This is a genomic window from Pseudomonas sp. E1MeOHC2, from assembly GCF_058745025.1.
The window spans coordinates 2077212-2092835 of the sequence record NZ_CP196675.1 but is presented as its reverse complement, the minus strand read 5'-3'; the positions used below and the strand labels follow the sequence as shown (position 1 = coordinate 2092835).

At 63.9% G+C, this 15624-nt stretch carries 15 protein-coding genes; 4 read left to right on the top strand and 11 right to left on the bottom strand.

What is annotated here, in order from left to right:
* Window positions 1-180 precede the first annotated feature (180 nt).
* Both ACSSU5_RS09295 and mutM read left to right on the top strand, forming a co-directional pair.
* Window positions 181-999: an HDOD domain-containing protein gene (locus ACSSU5_RS09295; RefSeq protein ID WP_264314003.1), complete on the top strand. Its 819-nt coding sequence runs from the start codon at window positions 181-183 to the stop codon at window positions 997-999.
* 3 nt (window positions 1000-1002) lie between these two features.
* Window positions 1003-1815 (top strand): bifunctional DNA-formamidopyrimidine glycosylase/DNA-(apurinic or apyrimidinic site) lyase, encoded by an 813-nt coding sequence (gene mutM / locus ACSSU5_RS09290; protein ID WP_264311158.1) that lies wholly within the window; start codon window positions 1003-1005, stop codon window positions 1813-1815.
* Between the two features lie 137 nt (window positions 1816-1952).
* Here mutM and ACSSU5_RS09285 read toward each other — a convergent pair whose 3' ends face one another.
* The 5 genes from ACSSU5_RS09285 to ACSSU5_RS09265 all read right to left on the bottom strand — a co-directional run bounded on the left by ACSSU5_RS09285 (window position 1953) and on the right by ACSSU5_RS09265 (window position 6449).
* A complete protein-coding gene (locus ACSSU5_RS09285; protein WP_016502084.1) occupies window positions 1953-2204 on the bottom strand; it encodes a YfhL family 4Fe-4S dicluster ferredoxin in 252 nt (83 codons plus the stop codon).
* Window positions 2205-2312: 108 nt separating this feature from the next.
* Window positions 2313-2792: a pantetheine-phosphate adenylyltransferase gene (coaD, locus tag ACSSU5_RS09280; protein ID WP_016489662.1), complete on the bottom strand. Its 480-nt coding sequence runs from the start codon at window positions 2790-2792 to the stop codon at window positions 2313-2315.
* A gap of 111 nt (window positions 2793-2903) precedes the next feature.
* Window positions 2904-4502: a GMC family oxidoreductase gene (locus ACSSU5_RS09275; RefSeq protein WP_492561050.1), complete on the bottom strand. Its 1599-nt coding sequence runs from the start codon at window positions 4500-4502 to the stop codon at window positions 2904-2906.
* Between the two features lie 20 nt (window positions 4503-4522).
* Complete coding sequence (locus tag ACSSU5_RS09270) at window positions 4523-5008, bottom strand: twin-arginine translocation pathway signal protein (protein ID WP_264311160.1); 486 nt, start codon at window positions 5006-5008, stop codon at window positions 4523-4525.
* Window positions 5009-5018: 10 nt separating this feature from the next.
* Window positions 5019-6449 carry a coniferyl aldehyde dehydrogenase gene (locus tag ACSSU5_RS09265; RefSeq protein ID WP_492561049.1) on the bottom strand — a complete coding sequence of 477 codons (1431 nt, stop codon included), beginning with the start codon at window positions 6447-6449 and terminating at the stop codon, window positions 5019-5021.
* A gap of 150 nt (window positions 6450-6599) precedes the next feature.
* Between ACSSU5_RS09265 and ACSSU5_RS09260 the strand changes: the two genes are divergently transcribed.
* Both ACSSU5_RS09260 and ACSSU5_RS09255 read left to right on the top strand, forming a co-directional pair.
* A complete protein-coding gene (locus tag ACSSU5_RS09260; RefSeq protein WP_264311162.1) occupies window positions 6600-7265 on the top strand; it encodes a TetR/AcrR family transcriptional regulator in 666 nt (221 codons plus the stop codon).
* A 35-nt stretch (window positions 7266-7300) separates the two neighbouring features.
* Window positions 7301-8155 carry a sulfurtransferase gene (locus tag ACSSU5_RS09255; RefSeq protein ID WP_264311163.1) on the top strand — a complete coding sequence of 285 codons (855 nt, stop codon included), beginning with the start codon at window positions 7301-7303 and terminating at the stop codon, window positions 8153-8155.
* Window positions 8156-8167: 12 nt separating this feature from the next.
* On the opposite strand, the gene ACSSU5_RS09250 is transcribed toward ACSSU5_RS09255, so the two are convergent.
* From ACSSU5_RS09250 to ACSSU5_RS09225, 6 genes are all read right to left on the bottom strand, one after another.
* Window positions 8168-9160 (bottom strand): hydrolase, encoded by a 993-nt coding sequence (locus tag ACSSU5_RS09250; RefSeq protein WP_492561048.1) that lies wholly within the window; start codon window positions 9158-9160, stop codon window positions 8168-8170.
* Between the two features lie 60 nt (window positions 9161-9220).
* The gene (locus ACSSU5_RS09245) at window positions 9221-10582 is read right to left on the bottom strand and encodes a M16 family metallopeptidase (RefSeq protein WP_492561047.1); all 1362 of its coding nucleotides are present in this window, start codon (window positions 10580-10582) and stop codon (window positions 9221-9223) included.
* Window positions 10575-11858, bottom strand: a complete 1284-nt coding sequence (locus ACSSU5_RS09240) for a M16 family metallopeptidase (RefSeq protein WP_492561046.1) — start codon at window positions 11856-11858, stop codon at window positions 10575-10577. Before ACSSU5_RS09240 ends, ACSSU5_RS09245 begins: the two co-directional genes overlap by 8 nt.
* A 107-nt stretch (window positions 11859-11965) precedes the next feature.
* Window positions 11966-12568, bottom strand: coding sequence for a 16S rRNA (guanine(966)-N(2))-methyltransferase RsmD (gene rsmD / locus ACSSU5_RS09235; protein ID WP_264311167.1), 603 nt, complete (start codon window positions 12566-12568; stop codon window positions 11966-11968).
* Complete coding sequence (locus ACSSU5_RS09230; protein WP_264311168.1) at window positions 12568-14058, bottom strand: M16 family metallopeptidase; 1491 nt, start codon at window positions 14056-14058, stop codon at window positions 12568-12570. Before ACSSU5_RS09230 ends, rsmD begins: the two co-directional genes overlap by 1 nt.
* On the bottom strand, window positions 14051-15406 hold the full coding sequence (locus ACSSU5_RS09225; RefSeq protein ID WP_492561045.1) for a M16 family metallopeptidase: 1356 nt from the start codon (window positions 15404-15406) through the stop codon (window positions 14051-14053). The genes ACSSU5_RS09230 and ACSSU5_RS09225 overlap by 8 nt, the downstream gene beginning before the upstream one ends.
* Window positions 15407-15624 lie beyond the last annotated feature (218 nt).

Genomic DNA, 15624 nt, shown 5'->3' with positions numbered 1-15624 from the left:
GGGAAAAAAGAGCGGGAGTATACCGTGTTGGCCCTGTGTTCGGGGTCAGGCGCGACAAAGTGCTGGCCAGGCCTAAAGCTAGACGATCCGGTGTTAGAATTCGCTGTCCTCAACGAGTGTGTACGCATGTCCCAAGAACTCAGCGCCGAACAGATCCAGCAAGCCTTGCAAGGCATCACCATCCCGCCGCAACCGCAGATCATGGTCGACCTGCAGTTCGAGCAGTACATGCCTGACCCGGACCTGGAAACCATCGCCAAGCTGATTTCCCAAGACCCAGGCTTGTCCGGCGCGTTGCTCAAACTGGTCAACTCCCCGCATTTTGGCCTTTCCAACAAGATCGGCTCGATCCAGCGCGCGGTGAACCTGTTGGGCAGCCGTTCGATCATCAACCTGATCAACGCCCAGTCGATCAAAGGCGAAATGAGCGACGAAACCATCGTCACCCTGAACCGCTTCTGGGACACCGCGCAGGACGTGGCAATGACCTGCCTGACCCTGGCCAAGCGTACCGGGATGCAGTTGGCCGACGAGGCGTACACCCTTGGCTTGTTCCATGATTGTGGCGTGCCGCTGATGCTCAAGCGCTTCCCCAACTACATGGACGTGCTGGAAGAAGCTTATGCCAAGGCCGACGGCGAAACGCGGGTGGTCGATACGGAAAACCGTGCGTTCAATACCAACCACTCGGTGGTGGGCTATTTCACCGCCAAGTCCTGGCGCCTGCCCGAGCACCTGACGGGGGCCATCGCCAACCACCACAACGCCTTGGCCGTGTTCCGCGACGAGTCTTCACGCAATACCCAGAGCCAGTTGAAGAACCTGCTGGCGGTGCTGAAGATGGCCGAGCACATCTGCGCGTCCTACCGTGTGTTGGGCAGCCAGAGTGTCGACCACGAATGGGAAGTGGTGGGGCCACTGGTGCTCGACTACATTGGCTTGTCGGACTACGACTTCGAAAACCTCAAACAGAACATCCGAGAGCTGGGCGGGCACTGACACATGCCGGAACTACCCGAAGTAGAAACCACCCGGCGGGGTATCGCACCCCATCTGGTAGGCCAGCGGGTCAGCCGCGTGGTGGTGCGTGACCGGCGCCTGCGCTGGCCAATCCCCGAAGACCTGGATGTGCGGTTGTCGGGGCAGCGTATCGTTAGCGTCGAGCGGCGCGCCAAGTACCTGTTGATCAATGCCGAGGTCGGCACCTTGATCAGCCACCTGGGCATGTCGGGTAACTTGCGCCTGGTCGAATTGGGCCTGCCGGCGGCCAAGCACGAGCACGTCGATATCGAGCTGGAATCGGGGCTGATGCTGCGCTACACCGACCCGCGCCGTTTCGGCGCCATGCTCTGGAGCCTCGACCCGCTCAACCACGAGTTATTGCTGCGTCTGGGGCCAGAACCGTTGACCGACCTGTTTGATGGCGACCGCCTGTTTCAGCTGTCGCGCGGGCGCTCGATGGCGGTCAAACCGTTCATCATGGATAACGCGATAGTGGTGGGGGTAGGCAACATCTACGCCACCGAAGCATTGTTTGCTGCCGGGATTGACCCACGCCGGGAGGCGGGCGGTATTTCGCGGGCGCGGTACCTGAAGCTGGCCATCGAGATCAAACGGGTGCTGGCGGCGGCCATCGAGCAGGGCGGCACGACCTTGCGCGACTTCATTGGCGGGGATGGGCAGCCGGGGTACTTCCAGCAGGAGTTGTTCGTCTACGGGCGGGGTGGGATGCCGTGCAAGCTGTGTGGCACGCCCTTGCGCGAGGTGAAGCTTGGCCAGCGGGCAAGCGTGTTCTGCCCGCGCTGCCAGCGCTGAGTCTGGGGCCGTTTGGCGGCCCATTCGCGGGGCAAGCCCGCTCCCACAGGATCTAGCAGGCTCTAGACAGCTTACAAGCGGCCCAATCTGTGGGAGCGGGCTTGTCCCGCGAACAAGGGCGCAGCCCTTGCAATTATTCAGTCCTTGCCAGTAATCCGACGGTATTTGGCCATCAGCTGTTCTTCGCTTTCCGGGTGCGCTTCATCCAGTGGGATGCAGTCGACCGGGCAGACCTGCTGGCACTGCGGCTCGTCGTAGTGGCCCACGCACTGGGTGCACAGGTTAGGGTCGATCACGTAGATCTCTTCGCCTTGAGAGATGGCCTCGTTCGGGCACTCGGGTTCGCAGACGTCGCAGTTGATGCAATCGTCGGTGATGATCAGGGACATGGGGACTCCGGCCGGGGCTCACCGCCCGGGCATGTTCAACGCTGTGGGCACAATTGTGCCGCATTCGCGCCCGCAGTGCACGCGGGCGCGATAATCAGGCGTGCAGGCTTACTTCTTGAACCGTTCGGTCAGCGCCTCTGCCACCACGGGGTGGACGAATTTGCTGATATCGCCGCCCAAGGCGGCGATTTCCCGGACCAACGTCGAGGAAATGAACGAATAGCGCTCCGACGGCGTCAGGAACAGGCTCTCGACATCGGGGGCCAGTTGCCGGTTCATGTTCGCCAGCTGGAACTCGTACTCGAAGTCGGAGACCGCGCGCAGGCCACGCAGGAAGACGTTGGCGCCCTGTTCCTTGGCAAAGTGCGCCAAAAGGGAAGAGAAGCCGATGACTTCGACATTGGGCAGGTGCTTGGTGACCTCACGCGCCAGCGCCACCCGTTGTTCCAGCGGGAACAGGGGGTTTTTCTTGGGGCTGGCCGCCACTGCGATAATCACATGGTCGAACAGCCGCGAGGCGCGCTCGACCAAGTCGCCATGGCCTTTGGTAATGGGGTCGAAAGTACCCGGGTACAACACTCGGTTCATCGCGTCATCCTGGCTGGAGTGCGTTGGGGAGTCGGATGGTAGCGCAGCGATAGCGCCCGGCCAAGTCGTGCGGCCGGCTGATGGCACTATAGACAGTGGGTGCATTCGTTGTCATGCGTTGTGTGCCAGGCGGGCAATCAGGGCATCGGTGAGCTTGGCGCTGATGGCGTACACCGACAATTGCGGGTTGGCGCCGATGCTGGTGGGGAACAGCGAGCCGTCGTGAATCGACAGGTTTGCCAACTGGTGATGCTGGCCCAGGCTGTTGCACACCGCCTGTCGTGGGTCTTCGCCCAGGGCGCAGCCCCCCATCACGTGGGCGCTGCCCAGGCGCGTGCGGAATAGCGCCAGGGGCAGCTCGTCGATCATCGTCAGGGCTTCGCCCAGGTTGTTGGCGTAGCGGGCATCGCTATGCACCGGCAAGACCCGCTCGGCCCCGGCGGCGAACTGGATCTGCGCCATGCTGCGGTAGGCGCGGCGCAAACCGTCGCGCAGGTAGTCATTGACCGGGTAATCCAGCACGGGTGAGCCATCGCCCCGCAGCTCGACCGCGCCACCCTGGCTTTCAGGGTGGAAGCCGTCGCGCAGCAACGCCAGCATCACGTGGGTATGCGGCAGCTCGGCCATGCGCTGGGCATTCTCGTTGCCGTAGCCACCCAACAGGGTGCTGGCCAGGGCGGGGTGCAGGGGCGGCACTTCAAGCTTGTAACCGATTGGGCCGTCGGTACCGCCGAGCCATTGGAAGTGGTCGCTGTAGATGGACTGCGGGGCACCGTAGTAGGGGTCGATGCGCGTGTTGAAACGTGCCGCGCTGAAGTTGACCAGGTGCAGGAAGGTGCGTTTGCCCAGGCGAGCGTGCGGGTCGGGGGCGTTGGAACGCAGCAACAGGGCAGGGCTGTTGATACCGCCCCCAGCGAGAATGTAGTGGCGGGCGCGCACGCTGATCTGCCTGCCGGTGGGGTTTATCCCGTGGGCATCCAGGGCAGTGCACTGCAACTGGGCGATCCGCTCGCCGTTGTGCTCGAAGCGCATCGCACGCGCTAGGTAGAGCAGCTCGCCGCCCTGGTCGAGGGTGGCCGGAATGCTGGTCACCAGCATCGATTGCTTGGCGTTGACAGGGCAGCCCATGCCGCAATAACCAAGGTTCCGACAATCGCGCACGTTGCGCGGTATCACCGCCCAACGATAGCCGAGCTGTTCGCAGCCACGGCGCAGCACCTCGTTGTTGGCGTTGGGCGGCAAGGCCCAAGGGCTGATGCCCAGCTGCTGTTCGATGCGCTCGAACCAAGGGCGTAGCGCATCGGTGTCCAAGCCGGTGACCCGGTGCTCCTTGGCCCAATGGGCCAGGGTCTGTGGCGGCGTGCGAAAGCTCGAGGTCCAGTTGACCAGCGTGGTACCGCCCACGGCGCGGCCCTGCAGGATGGTGATGGCGCCATCCTTGCTCATCCGCCCCAGGCCCTCCTGGTAGAGGCTGGCGTAGGCCTCGCTTTCCAGCAGGTGGAAGTCGCTGCTGGTCTTCAGGGGGCCTTCTTCGATCAGCAGTACTTTGAACCCGGCGGCGCTGAGCAACTGGGCACTGGTGGCGCCGCCGGCACCGCTGCCGATCACGGCGATATCGGCCTGCAGGGTCAGGTCTTGCGCCAGGCGCGAGCCATCGTGGGTGATCCAGCCGCGTTCGAGGCCTTGGCGAAATGGGTCGATTACAGGCATTGGCGATGCTCTTGTTGTCGTCAGATCTTCGGTGGCCCTGGGTAGCCGCAGGCGGCCCAGGCTTCCGGGCGTTCATACCAGGCCATCTGCAGCAGTTGCAGCAACGAGGCGTGCCCCATGCGCAGCAGGTTCATCGAACTGTCCTGCCAGCGCTGCAGAAACGCGCTGATCTGCTCGCTGCTGGCCTGCTGCCAGGCGCCCCAGATGCCGGTCAGCGGGCCCCGAGTCAGTGGCAGGCTGAGCACGTCGAACAGTTGCCGGGTGAGTTTGAGCATTTCTGGCGACAACGCCGCCAGCTTGTGATCGAGGCTGTGCAGCACCAGCGCATCGACGGCCTGGGTGCCGGCAAGCACCACTGGGATCAGCGCACTCAACAGTGGCAGGTCGTCATTGCGCAACGCCTGGTAGCCGGGCGCGGCCGACTGTGCCGTGCAGCCGACGAGGCTGGTGGTGGCGAGGAAGGCGCTGGCGCCCAGGCTGAAGCGGAGCAAGTCGCGGCGCTGCATGGGCCTGGGCTCAGCGGATGAACAGCTTGTAGACCAGGCGCTGCAAGGCCTTGCCGTACGGTGGGTAGATCAGGCGTGCGGCGTTCAGGCGCTGTTTGGCCAGCACGGCCTTGGCTTTGCTGAAGGTCAGAAAACCCTCGTGGCCGTGGTAGTGGCCCATGCCGGAAGGCCCGATGCCGCCAAAGGGCAGGTCGTCCTGTGCGACATGCAGCAGGGTGTCGTTCAGGCACACACCGCCGCAATGGCTGTGACGCAGCACGTGTTCCTGCTCTGCGCGGTCGTAGCCGAAGTAGTAAAGGGCCAGTGGGCGAGGGCGCTGGTTGATGTGGGCCAATGCCTGGTCGAGGCTGTCGTAGGGCACCAGCGGCAGCAGTGGGCCGAAGATTTCGTCCTGCATCACCTGCATCTGGTCGTTCACGTCCAGCAGCAGGTGAGGGGGCAGGCGTCGGCCTTGGCGTGGCTCGCCTGGGTACAGGTCGAGCACCTGGGCGCCTTGGTCGCGGGCGTCGTCCAGCAGGTGCTGCAGGCGCTGCAACTGCCGCGGGTTGATGATGGCGGTGTAGTCGGGGTTGTCGGCGATACGCGGGAACATGCGGTGGACGGCGGACTGGTAAGCGTCACTGAAGGCTCCCAGCCGCTCGCGCGGCACCAGTACGTAGTCGGGGGCAACGCAGGTCTGGCCGGCGTTCAGGGTCTTGCCGAAGGCGATACGTTCGGCTGCGCTGTGCAGAGGCACACTGGCCGAGACGATGGCCGGGGATTTGCCGCCCAGCTCCAGGGTGACCGGGGTCAGGTTGTGCGCTGCGGCCAGCATGACCTGGCGGCCCACGCTGGTTGCCCCGGTGAACAGCAGATGGTCGAACGGAAGGCGGGCAAAGGCCTGGCCAACCTCGACCTCACCCAGCACCACGCTGACCAGGTCCTCAGGGAACACCCGCTCCAGCAACTGTTTGAGCACCTGGGCGCTGGCGGGCGTTGCTTCGCTGAGCTTGAGCATGACCCGGTTGCCTGCCGCCAGGGCACAGGTTAGCGGGCCGATGGCGAGCAACAGCGGGTAGTTCCACGGCACGATGATGCCGACCACGCCCAACGGCTGATAGCGCACCTGCGCGCTGGCGGGCTGGAAGGCCAGGCCGACGCGGCGCCGGCTGGCGCGCATCCAGCGTTGCACGTGCTTTTCGGCGTGGCGCAGGCCCTGAACGGAGGGCAGCAGTTCCGCCAGCAGGGTCTCATCGGCGCTGCGCCCGTCAAAGTCCTGGTCGATGGCTTCTATGAGCCGCGCCTGGTCCGCCAGCAATGCCTCGCGCAGGCTCTTCAGCCACTGTCTGCGCTGGGCGGCCGGGGGCGCGGGATTGCCAGCAAATGCCAGGCGTTGGGCGGCGAACCTCGCCGTCAGGTCGAGGTCGCAATGCACAGGAGACACGTCAACGGGCGAGGTCATATCGGCTCGAATCCGGGCAGGGAATCCCTAGAGCCTATACTCTAATCCGAACGATCGTGCGAATTTTTCCGTGGCGTCGAGCGGTGCATTCCACACCAGATACGCCGTAAGATGACCCTTTGACCAAGGCCCGCAAACTGGGAGCTGAGCATGGCCCCGCGCATGAAGACCCGAGAGCGCATCGTGCAGAACAGCCTGGAGCTGTTCAACCAGCAGGGCGAGCGTAGCGTCAGTACCAACCACATTGCCGCGCACATGGAGATCTCGCCCGGCAACCTGTATTACCACTTCCCCAACAAGCAGGCGATCATCGCCCTGTTGTTCAGCCAGTACGAAGAGCTGGTGGACAGCTTCTTGCGCCCGCCTCAAGGGCGCTGCGCAACCGTGGAAGACAAACGTTTTTACCTCAAGGCCCTGCTCGCGGCGATGTGGAACTACCGCTTTCTGCACCGCGACCTGGAGCACCTGCTGGACAGCGACCCCGAGCTGGCCGCCCGTTACCGGCGCTTTTCCGAACGCTGCCTGCGTCAGGGCCAGGCGATTTACCGTGGCTTCGTCGATGCTGGGATCCTGGCCATGGCGCCGGCGCAGATCGAATCGCTGACCATCAACGCCTGGATCGTGCTGACGTCATGGGTGCGTTTTCTCAGCACCACGCGTGAGCATTCCGCGCACCTGGGTGAAGAAGCCTTCAAGCGCGGCGTCTATCAGGTACTGGTGCTGGAGCTCGGCTTCGTCACCGCAGGCGCGCGCAGTGCCGTGGACGCGCTGTGTCAGGAATTTCATGTACCGTTCAATCAGGCCCTGGAACTGTAAACCAGGGTACGAGTGCTATCGATCAGGAGATTGTCATGCCCCTTGCGCAATTGATCACCCCGCAACAGCTGGCCGAGCGTCTGGACTCGCCCGACCTGGTGATTCTCGACTGCCGCTTTGCCCTTGAGGATGTGGATTATGGCCAGCGCAGCTATGCCGATGGGCATATTGCCGGGGCGCACTTCGCTGACCTGGAGCGCGACCTCAGTGGCCCGGTCAGCAAGGGACGTACCGGGCGCCACCCTTTGCCCGATGCGGGGCGGCTGGTCGAGCGCCTGCGTGAGTGGGGGCTGGACAATGACAGCGACGTGGTGCTTTACGACGATGGCCCTGGCGCCTTTGCTGCCCGTGCCTGGTGGTTGCTGGCCTGGCTGGGCAAGCGCAGTGGCGTATCGATTCTCGATGGCGGGCTCAAGGCATGGCATGCAGCGCACCTGCCGCTGAGCCTGGACCCGCCGCCCCGCCGCGAGGGCACTTTCAGCGGTGAGCCGGACGCTAAGCTACTGATTGATGCCGAACACCTGGCCAAGCACCTGGGCGATGCTGAACTGACGTTGATCGATGCCCGGGCCTTGCCGCGTTTTCGTGGCGAAGTCGAGCCGATCGACCCGGTCGCCGGGCATATTCCTGGCGCACAGTGCGCGGCGTTCACCGATAACCTGGGTGCCGACGGGCGTTTTCTGCCGGCCGACGCACTCAAGCAACGGTTCGCCGAAAAGCTGGCCGGGCGCTCGCCGGAGCAGTTGGTGGCCTATTGTGGGTCGGGCGTGACCGCTTGCCACAATCTGTTTGCCCTGGCACTGGCGGGCTATCCGCTGGGGCGTTTGTATGCCGGGTCGTGGAGCGAGTGGATCAATAACCCAGCGCATGGGGTGGCTACCGGGGATTGATCCGGGCCGCTGCTAAAGGCCTTCTAGCAGCCACTGCGGAATCCGCCGTTCCAGGTAATACCCCGGATTGCGCAGGCTGCCATCGACAAAGCCCACATGGCCACCGCGGTTGTGCAATTCAAACTGCGTCTGCGCTGCCAGTTCACTGGCCAAGGGCACGCTGTGGCTGGAGACGAAGGGGTCATCGCTGGCATGGATGATTAATGTCGGCGTGCGGTTTTCGCCCAGGAAGTAGCGGCTTGATGAGCGGCGGTAGTAATCGTGCGCATCGTTGAAACCGTTGAGCGGCGCGGTGACCTTGCCGTCGAAGTCCCAGAAGGTGCGCAGCCTGGTCAGTGGCCCCAGCCGTTCGAGTGCCGCCAGCCGCTCATGCTCGCCCTTGTCATGGAAGTGACGCTGCTTGAGCTGCACATAGGCCAGCATCTCGCGCATGAAATGTGCCTGGTAGACCTTCGAAAACCCCTGGCCGATACGGTCGGCACACTGGTCCAGCCGGAACGGCACCGACACCGCGACCGCAGCTTCCAGCTGGCTGGCCGAGCCGCTTTCGCCCAGGTACTTGAGCAACACATTGCCACCCAGCGAATAACCCACTGCGTAAAGCGGCGCCAATGGGCGCTGGGCGCGCAGGTGCGCGACGATTTCGGCCAGGTCCTCGCTGGCACCGGAGTGGTAGCTGCGCGGCAGCAGGTTCGGCTCGCCCGAACAACCGCGCCAATTCACCGCCACACTGGCCCAGCCGCGTCCTTGCAAGGCTTGCTGCAGGCCTTTGACGTAGGGCGAGTGGGAGGAACCGGTCAGCCCATGCAGTACCAGCACCAGCGGTGCATCCGGTTGGTGCGGGTCGTGCCAGTCGAGGTCGATGAAATCGCCATCGGCCAGCCACAGCCGCTCGCGGTCGCGCTGCAGTTCAGGCAACTTGCGCCAGAGTGGGCCCCACAAGGTTTGAAGATGGGGGTTGGACAGGCCGACGGCCGGGCGGAAAGTGGCAGTGAGACTGGGCATGCTGGGCGACTCGTGATGTGCCTGCCTAGAGTGCCATGAAACGCTGCCGCTGTACCTGCGCTATTGGTCGATGGCTGGCAGCGGCTGCTGATCGACACGTGGGCCGACACTGACAAGCACCTTGCGTGTGAGGTCGAACCTGCGTTGCATGACTTCGCGGACCCCCTCTGGGGTCAGGGCGGTCAGGCGATCGATGTAGGTATTTAGATGGTCATCCGGTTGTCGCTGATGGGTGTTTTGGGTGAGCAGCGTGGCCAGGCTGTTGTTTTGGGCAACATCGCGCAGCAGCTGGCCTGCCAGCTGTTGGCGGGCCAGTTGCAGCTCGGCTTCTGTCGGCCCCTGGTGGATGAAGTCGCCAAGCACCGTCGCGACCAGGTCCTGGGAGCCGGTTACGTGCTGCGGGGCAATCTCCCATTCGATCGCGAACAGCCCTCCTGCACTCAGGGGGACCAATTGACTGCGGATGTCGTAGGTAAGCCCTCGGCGTTGACGCAGCTCTTTCATCAAGCGGGAGTCCAACCCCGAGCCCAGCACTTCACTGGCCAGTACCAGGGCAAGGAACTCGGGGTTGTTGGCCGGTACATTCATTGGCAGCGCCAGAAGGATCGTGTTGCTCGCCCCGGCCTGCTCGACGTTGATCGTCGTACCCGTTGTTTCAGGCGCGGCCGGCAAGTCAGCGGCGGCCCAGCCTTGAGGCAGTGCCTGGCTGATACGCTGGGCAATGCCCTGCGCCTCTCTGCGCGACAGGTCGCCGACAATGACCATTTCCAGGTTGTTGGCGGAGTAGGCGCGTTGATGAAACGCTTTCAGGTCGTCGGTCGTGACTGCATCGAGTGCCTGCTCTGTGCTGCCCTGTGGGTGGCCATAGGGATGACCGCTGAACAGGTGATGATAGGCCTCGCTGCGCGCCCTGAGTACCGACAGGCTGGCGCGGGATGCCTCATGCAGCACTAGCTGGCGTTTGATCTTCTCCAGCATGGCGTTGTGAAAGGCCGGCTTTGCGACGAGCTCGGTAAATAGATCGATGGCAGGGTCGAGCAATGCCTGGGCGCTCAGACTGCGCAGGCTCAGGGTCGTGTGCTCACGGCGTATTTGCCTTTCGACCACCGTACCTAGCCGCTCCAGACGCTCGGCATGCTCGATCGCATCAAAACGCTGGCTGCCCTCGTCGAGCATGTACAGCGTGAGGGCGGCCAGGCTGGGCGGGTCACTTAGGGCGGTGCCTGCCTTGAAGCGCAGCTTCACATCGACGATAGGCAGGCCGCGAGCTTCGACGAACTTAACGCCTGAGCCAGCGTCGGTTCTCCAGGCGTGCACCGGCGTCTTGATGGCTTCGAAATGGTCAAGCTCCAGACCTTGGGCAGATACCAGGCCGCCGTAAATGCTGTTAGCCGCCAGAGGGGCCAATACGTTATCAGTCATGTTCGCGCTCCTGGTTGTGCATGAAGGTGATCGCCACGCGGGATGCTGTCAGGTAGTCACGTGCGGCTCGGCGAATGTCCTCGCTGGTCACGGCTACGATGGCTTCTCGGTCATCATCCAGCACGATGGGGTCCAGGCCGCAGACGGCCTGCCTGCCGATGGCATTGGCCTGTTCCGCGATGTCGTCCTGTGCAAACAATTGCCTGGCCAGCAGGCGTGCCTTGGCGCGCTGCAACTCGTCGTTGCTGGGTAATGTCTGGCTAAAGGCTTCTATCTCTGACATTAACCTGTTGGCTGCGGCCTCGGGCGCGACAAGCGCGCTGCAGTAGGCATAGACGGTTAGCAGGCTGTCGCCACGCCGATACGGCTCGTAGGTTGACTTCAGGGCTTGCAGTACCTGCTCATCTATCAGCAGCCGGCGTTGCAGCTTGGCGGCCTGGCCTTCGGTAAGCAGGTCGGGCAGCAGCCGAAATGCGTGGGCCTGGGTAGTGGAGGTGGCGGTGCGTTGGCTGGGCAGGTTGAAGCTGAGGATCACACCAGGCCTGAGGCCCGGCAGGCGCAATATTTGCGTGCGCCGCTCCAACTTGGGGTCTTCGATGGGCGTTTGCCGGGGCGGCAGGCGACGGGCGGGGATGGCAGTGAAATGTCGCGTCATCAGTTCCTGCAGTCGTTGCAGATCGATATCGCCGGCGACTGAAAGGGTGGCGTTATTGGGGTGATACCAGGTCTGGTACCAGGTGCGGGCCGCCGCTGGCGTCATGTGCTGGAGATCGCTTTTGTGGCCGATAACCGGCGTGGCATAGCGGCTGCAGCCATGGGCCAGTAACTGGTGCTTTTCCAGCGCCAGCGCCCAGGCGTTGTTGTCGACATCCGCGCGGCGCTCGGCCATGACCACCGCCAACTCGCGGGCGAACGGTGCATCGCTCAGGGTTGCAGTGGCCATGGTGTCAGCCATGGCTTCCAGGGCGATCTCCAGCCGGCTGGCTGGCAAGGTCAGTGGAAAGACCGTGGCATCTTCTTGGGTGAATGCATTCGGGTCACCGCCGAGGCGGGTCATCAGGGTCGAATATTGCCCGCTGGCGAGTTTGCTGCTGCCTTCGAACAGCAGATGCTCCAGGGCATGGGAAAGGCCTGTGTGGCCGTCAGGTTCGTAGCTCGAACCTACGTGATACCACAATTGCACGCTGACCAGAGGGGCTCGGTGGTCTTCGCGCAGGTAGACGCGCAGGCCATTGGCGAGGGAGAAGAACTGTACCGAAGGTGGGTGCTCGGTCATGGCTGAAGTGCTCCTGCAAAAATCGAAGGAGCAGCTTCAGTCAGAGGCCAGGTGCGTGTGCGGTAACTAAATAGGCCAACGCTTTACGCTGGCCTGACGCCAGGCGGTCAGCCTCGTTGCCAAAGTGCGTAATACACCTGCCCGGTCTTTTTCTCCCGGTGCAGGCGCCAGTTCCCCGGCATTTGCATGGCCGATGGCGCGGTCTCGCTTTCGGTGTAGACCCACGCCTGCTCGCGCAGCCATTGGTTTTGTTCCAGCAGGTTGCAGGTGTTGGCCAGCAGGTCCTGATGGAAGGGTGGGTCGAGGAACACGACGTCGAACTGCTGCTTGGCCGGGTTTTGCAGGTAACGCAGGGCGTCGGTCTGCAGGATCTGCCCGCGCGGGCAGCGCAGCAGCTCAAGGTTGTCCTTGAGGTTACTGATGGCGGCGGGGTTGCTGTCCAGTGCCACGGCGTCTTCGGCGCCGCGCGACAAGGCTTCGAGCACCAGGGCGCCGCTGCCGGTGAAGGCGTCCAGCACTCGGGCGCCTTCGATGTAGGGCGCGAGCCAGTTGAACAGGGTTTCGCGCACGCGATCAGGCGTTGGCCGCAGGCCGTCGCCTTCAGGCACCGCCAGGCGACGGCTGCGCCACTCGCCGGCGATGATGCGCAGGTGGCCCTGGCCCTTGCTTTGGCCCGTTTGAGGGCGGGCGGGAGGGGTGGATCTTGGCATTAGTGCTCCGGTACGCCGAGCGGTTGCTCGGCGGGCTTGTCAGTGGGGGCTGGCAGCGGCTTTTGCGGCACGTTCGGGCCAGCGGTGACGATGACCAGTTTATCGGCTGACAGGTGTTTGTTCATGGCGGCTTTGACCTGTTCGACGGTGAGGGCCTGGGACTGTTGCATGAAGTCCTCAAGCCAGGTCAGCGGCAGGTTGTAGAAGCCAATGGCGCCCAGTTGGCCGACGATGCTGGCGTTGCTGGCATTGGACAGCGGGAAGCTGCCGGCCAGCTCGCGCTTGGCGTCGTCCAGTTCTTGCTGGGTGGGGCCGGTCTTGAGGTAGTCGGCAAGGATGCCCTGGACCAGTTTGAGGGTACCCTCGCTGAGTTCGGCGCGGGTCTGCAGGTTGATCATGAACGGGCCACGCACCTGCATCGGGCTGAACACCGAGTAGACGCCGTAGGTGAGGCCGCGCTTTTCACGCACTTCGCTCATCAGGCGGGTGCCGAAGGCGCCGCCGCCGAGGATCTGGTTACCCAGCGACAGGGCCGGCCAGTCCGGATCCTGACGGTCGATACCCAGCTCGGCCAGCATCAGGTGGGTCTGCTTGGACGGGAAGTCGATGTGGGTCAGGCCCGCCTTGGGTTCAGCGGGCTGGGCCGGTACCGCCAACGCCGGGCCCTTTGGCAGGCCGGCGGATACCTGGGCCGCAATGGCTTCAGCTTCGGCGCGGCTGAGGTCGCCGACCAGGGCGATGACCGCGTTGCCGGCTGTGTATGCCTTGGCGTGGAAGGCGCGCAGCTGTGCCAGGGTGATGCCGTTGATGCTTTCGGCGGTGCCGTCGCTCGGGTGGGCGTAGGGGTGGTCGCCGTAGAGCTTGCCGAACAGGGCCTTGCCAGCGATCTTGCCGGGGTTCTGCTTGTCGTATTCGAAGCCGGCCAGCATCTGGTTCTTGATGCGTTTGAGGGCGTCTTCGGGGAAGGTCGGCTTGCCTGCTACCTCGGCGAACAGCTTGAGCGCCGGTTCGCGCTTGTCCTTGGTGCTCAGGCTACGCAGCGACGCCACGGCCATGTCGCGGTAGGAACCGTTGCCGAAGTCCGCGCCCAGGCCTTCGAAGCCTTCGGCAATGGCGGTTACGTCCTTGCCGGCCACGCCCTCGTTGAGCATGGCGTTGGTCAGGGCGGCCAGGCCTGGCGTGCCGCTGTCCTGGCTGCTACCGGCGGCGAAGGTGACGCGCAGGTCGAACATCGGCAGCTCACGGGCTTCGACGAACAGCACCCGGGCGCCTTCGGCGGTGGTCCAGTTCTGGATGTTCAGTTGGCGCCGGCTGGGCGCCTTGCCATCCAGCTCAGCCAGGGACTGCAGGGTATTGGCCGGGCGGGCTGCATTGCTGTCGGCTTTGACCGCGTTGTCGGCGAGGGCCGGGGCCGCCAGCACCGTCGCCAGCGCCAGGGCGCGGATGCCCGTAGCCAGCAGGGTGTGGCGTGGTGCGCTGCGATCACTCATGAGCGGACTCCTCGGGCAGTACATGGGCAACGCTCAGGCGTTCGCGGGTGAAATAGGTGCGCGCAGCGTTCTGGATGTCTTGCGGGGTCACGCGCTTGAGCTCGTCCAGCTCGCTGTCGATCAGCTTCCAGGACAGGCCCACGGTCTCCAATTGGCCGATGGTGGTGGCCTGGCTGCTGATGGAGTCGCGGTCGTAGACCAGGCCGGCGATCACCTGAGCGCGTACGCGTTCGAGCTCTTCGGCGCTGGGTGGCGTGGTCTTGAGCTCTTCCAGCAGTTGCCAGATGCCCTTTTCCACGTCTGCCAGGGTCTTTTGCTTCTGCACATTCGGCGTGGCCGAGATCAGGAACAGGCTGTCGCCACGGGCGAAGGCGTTGTAGCTGGAGGACGCACCGGCCACCAGCTCCTGGCCGCGTTCCAGGCGTGCCGGCATGCGCGCACTGTAGCCACCGTCAAGCAGGGCCGAGATCAGGCGCAGAGCGTGTACCGTGCTTGGCTCCTTGGCAGTTGCCAGGCCGGGCACGTTGAAGCCGTAGATCAAGCTCGGCAACTGGGTGCGCACGTGCAGGGTCAACTGGCGTTGGCCTGGCTCGGCCACTTCCAGCGGTAACTTGGCGGGCGGGACCGCACGCTTGGGAATGCCGGCGAAGTACTTTTGCGCCAGGCCCTTTACCTCATCGACGGTGACATCGCCGACGACCACCAAGGTGGCGTTGTTGGGTGCATACCAGGATTCATACCAATGGCGCAGTTCCTCGACCTTCATGCGGTCAAGGTCGGCCATCCAGCCGATGGTCGGGGTGTGGTAGCCGCTGGCGGGGTAGGCCATGGCGCGGAACAGCTCGAACGCCTTGGCGTTGGGCTGATCGTCGGTGCGCAGGCGGCGCTCTTCCTTGATAACCTCGATTTCGCGGCTGAATTCGTCGGCGGGCAGGCGCAGGCTGGCGAGGCGGTCGGCCTCCAGTTCCAGGGCCACCGGCAGGCGGTCGCGGGCCAGCACCTGGTAATAGGCCGTGTAGTCGTCGCTGGTGAAGGCGTTTTCTTCGGCGCCCAGGTCCCGCAGGATGCGCGAGGCCTCGCCGGGGCCGATTTTGGCGCTACCTTTGAACATCATGTGTTCAAGGGCGTGGGACAAACCGGTCTGCCCCGGGGTCTCGTAGCTGGAGCCCACCTTGTACCAGATCTGCGAGACCACCACCGGTGCGCGGTGGTCTTCGCGCACGACCACTTTGAGGCCGTTGTCGAGGATGAATTCGTGAGTCGGTTGCACATCGGCGGCGAAGGCCACGAGCGGCAGGCAGAGCGTGCCGAGCAACAGGCCAGCGGCGCGGCGGGCTAGAGCATTCATACGGTGTTTAACCTGTTCGGCGGCCCGCAGGGTTTAGCGTCGGCGGGCCAGGAGGTGCTAGGATACTGATCCGGTTGCCTGGCGACCATGCCTGTCGCCGTTCTGGCCCACAGGACACTAAGACAAAACGTTGCGCATGAACCAGCCGGCTTCAAGATAGTCTGTTCTGCGTATAGAGAATTCCCGATGCGCCATTGCTGGCGCATCGCTACCCTGAG

Bases quoted from the DNA above. Each gene is read 5' to 3' on its own strand.
- ACSSU5_RS09245 (WP_492561047.1), bottom strand. From the start codon at position 10,582: ATGACTGATAACGTATTGGCCCCTCTGGCGGCTAACAGCATTTACGGC.
- ACSSU5_RS09260 (WP_264311162.1), top strand. From the start codon at position 6,600: ATGGCCCCGCGCATGAAGACCCGAGAGCGCATCGTGCAGAACAGCCTG.
- ACSSU5_RS09255 (WP_264311163.1), top strand. From the start codon at position 7,301: ATGCCCCTTGCGCAATTGATCACCCCGCAACAGCTGGCCGAGCGTCTG.
- rsmD (WP_264311167.1), bottom strand. From the start codon at position 12,568: ATGCCAAGATCCACCCCTCCCGCCCGCCCTCAAACGGGCCAAAGCAAG.
- ACSSU5_RS09240 (WP_492561046.1), bottom strand. From the start codon at position 11,858: ATGACCGAGCACCCACCTTCGGTACAGTTCTTCTCCCTCGCCAATGGC.
- ACSSU5_RS09225 (WP_492561045.1), bottom strand. From the start codon at position 15,406: ATGAATGCTCTAGCCCGCCGCGCCGCTGGCCTGTTGCTCGGCACGCTC.
- mutM (WP_264311158.1), top strand. From the start codon at position 1,003: ATGCCGGAACTACCCGAAGTAGAAACCACCCGGCGGGGTATCGCACCC.
- ACSSU5_RS09270 (WP_264311160.1), bottom strand. From the start codon at position 5,008: ATGCAGCGCCGCGACTTGCTCCGCTTCAGCCTGGGCGCCAGCGCCTTC.
- ACSSU5_RS09285 (WP_016502084.1), bottom strand. From the start codon at position 2,204: ATGTCCCTGATCATCACCGACGATTGCATCAACTGCGACGTCTGCGAA.
- ACSSU5_RS09250 (WP_492561048.1), bottom strand. From the start codon at position 9,160: ATGCCCAGTCTCACTGCCACTTTCCGCCCGGCCGTCGGCCTGTCCAAC.
- ACSSU5_RS09265 (WP_492561049.1), bottom strand. From the start codon at position 6,449: ATGACCTCGCCCGTTGACGTGTCTCCTGTGCATTGCGACCTCGACCTG.
- ACSSU5_RS09275 (WP_492561050.1), bottom strand. From the start codon at position 4,502: ATGCCTGTAATCGACCCATTTCGCCAAGGCCTCGAACGCGGCTGGATC.
- coaD (WP_016489662.1), bottom strand. From the start codon at position 2,792: ATGAACCGAGTGTTGTACCCGGGTACTTTCGACCCCATTACCAAAGGC.
- ACSSU5_RS09230 (WP_264311168.1), bottom strand. From the start codon at position 14,058: ATGAGTGATCGCAGCGCACCACGCCACACCCTGCTGGCTACGGGCATC.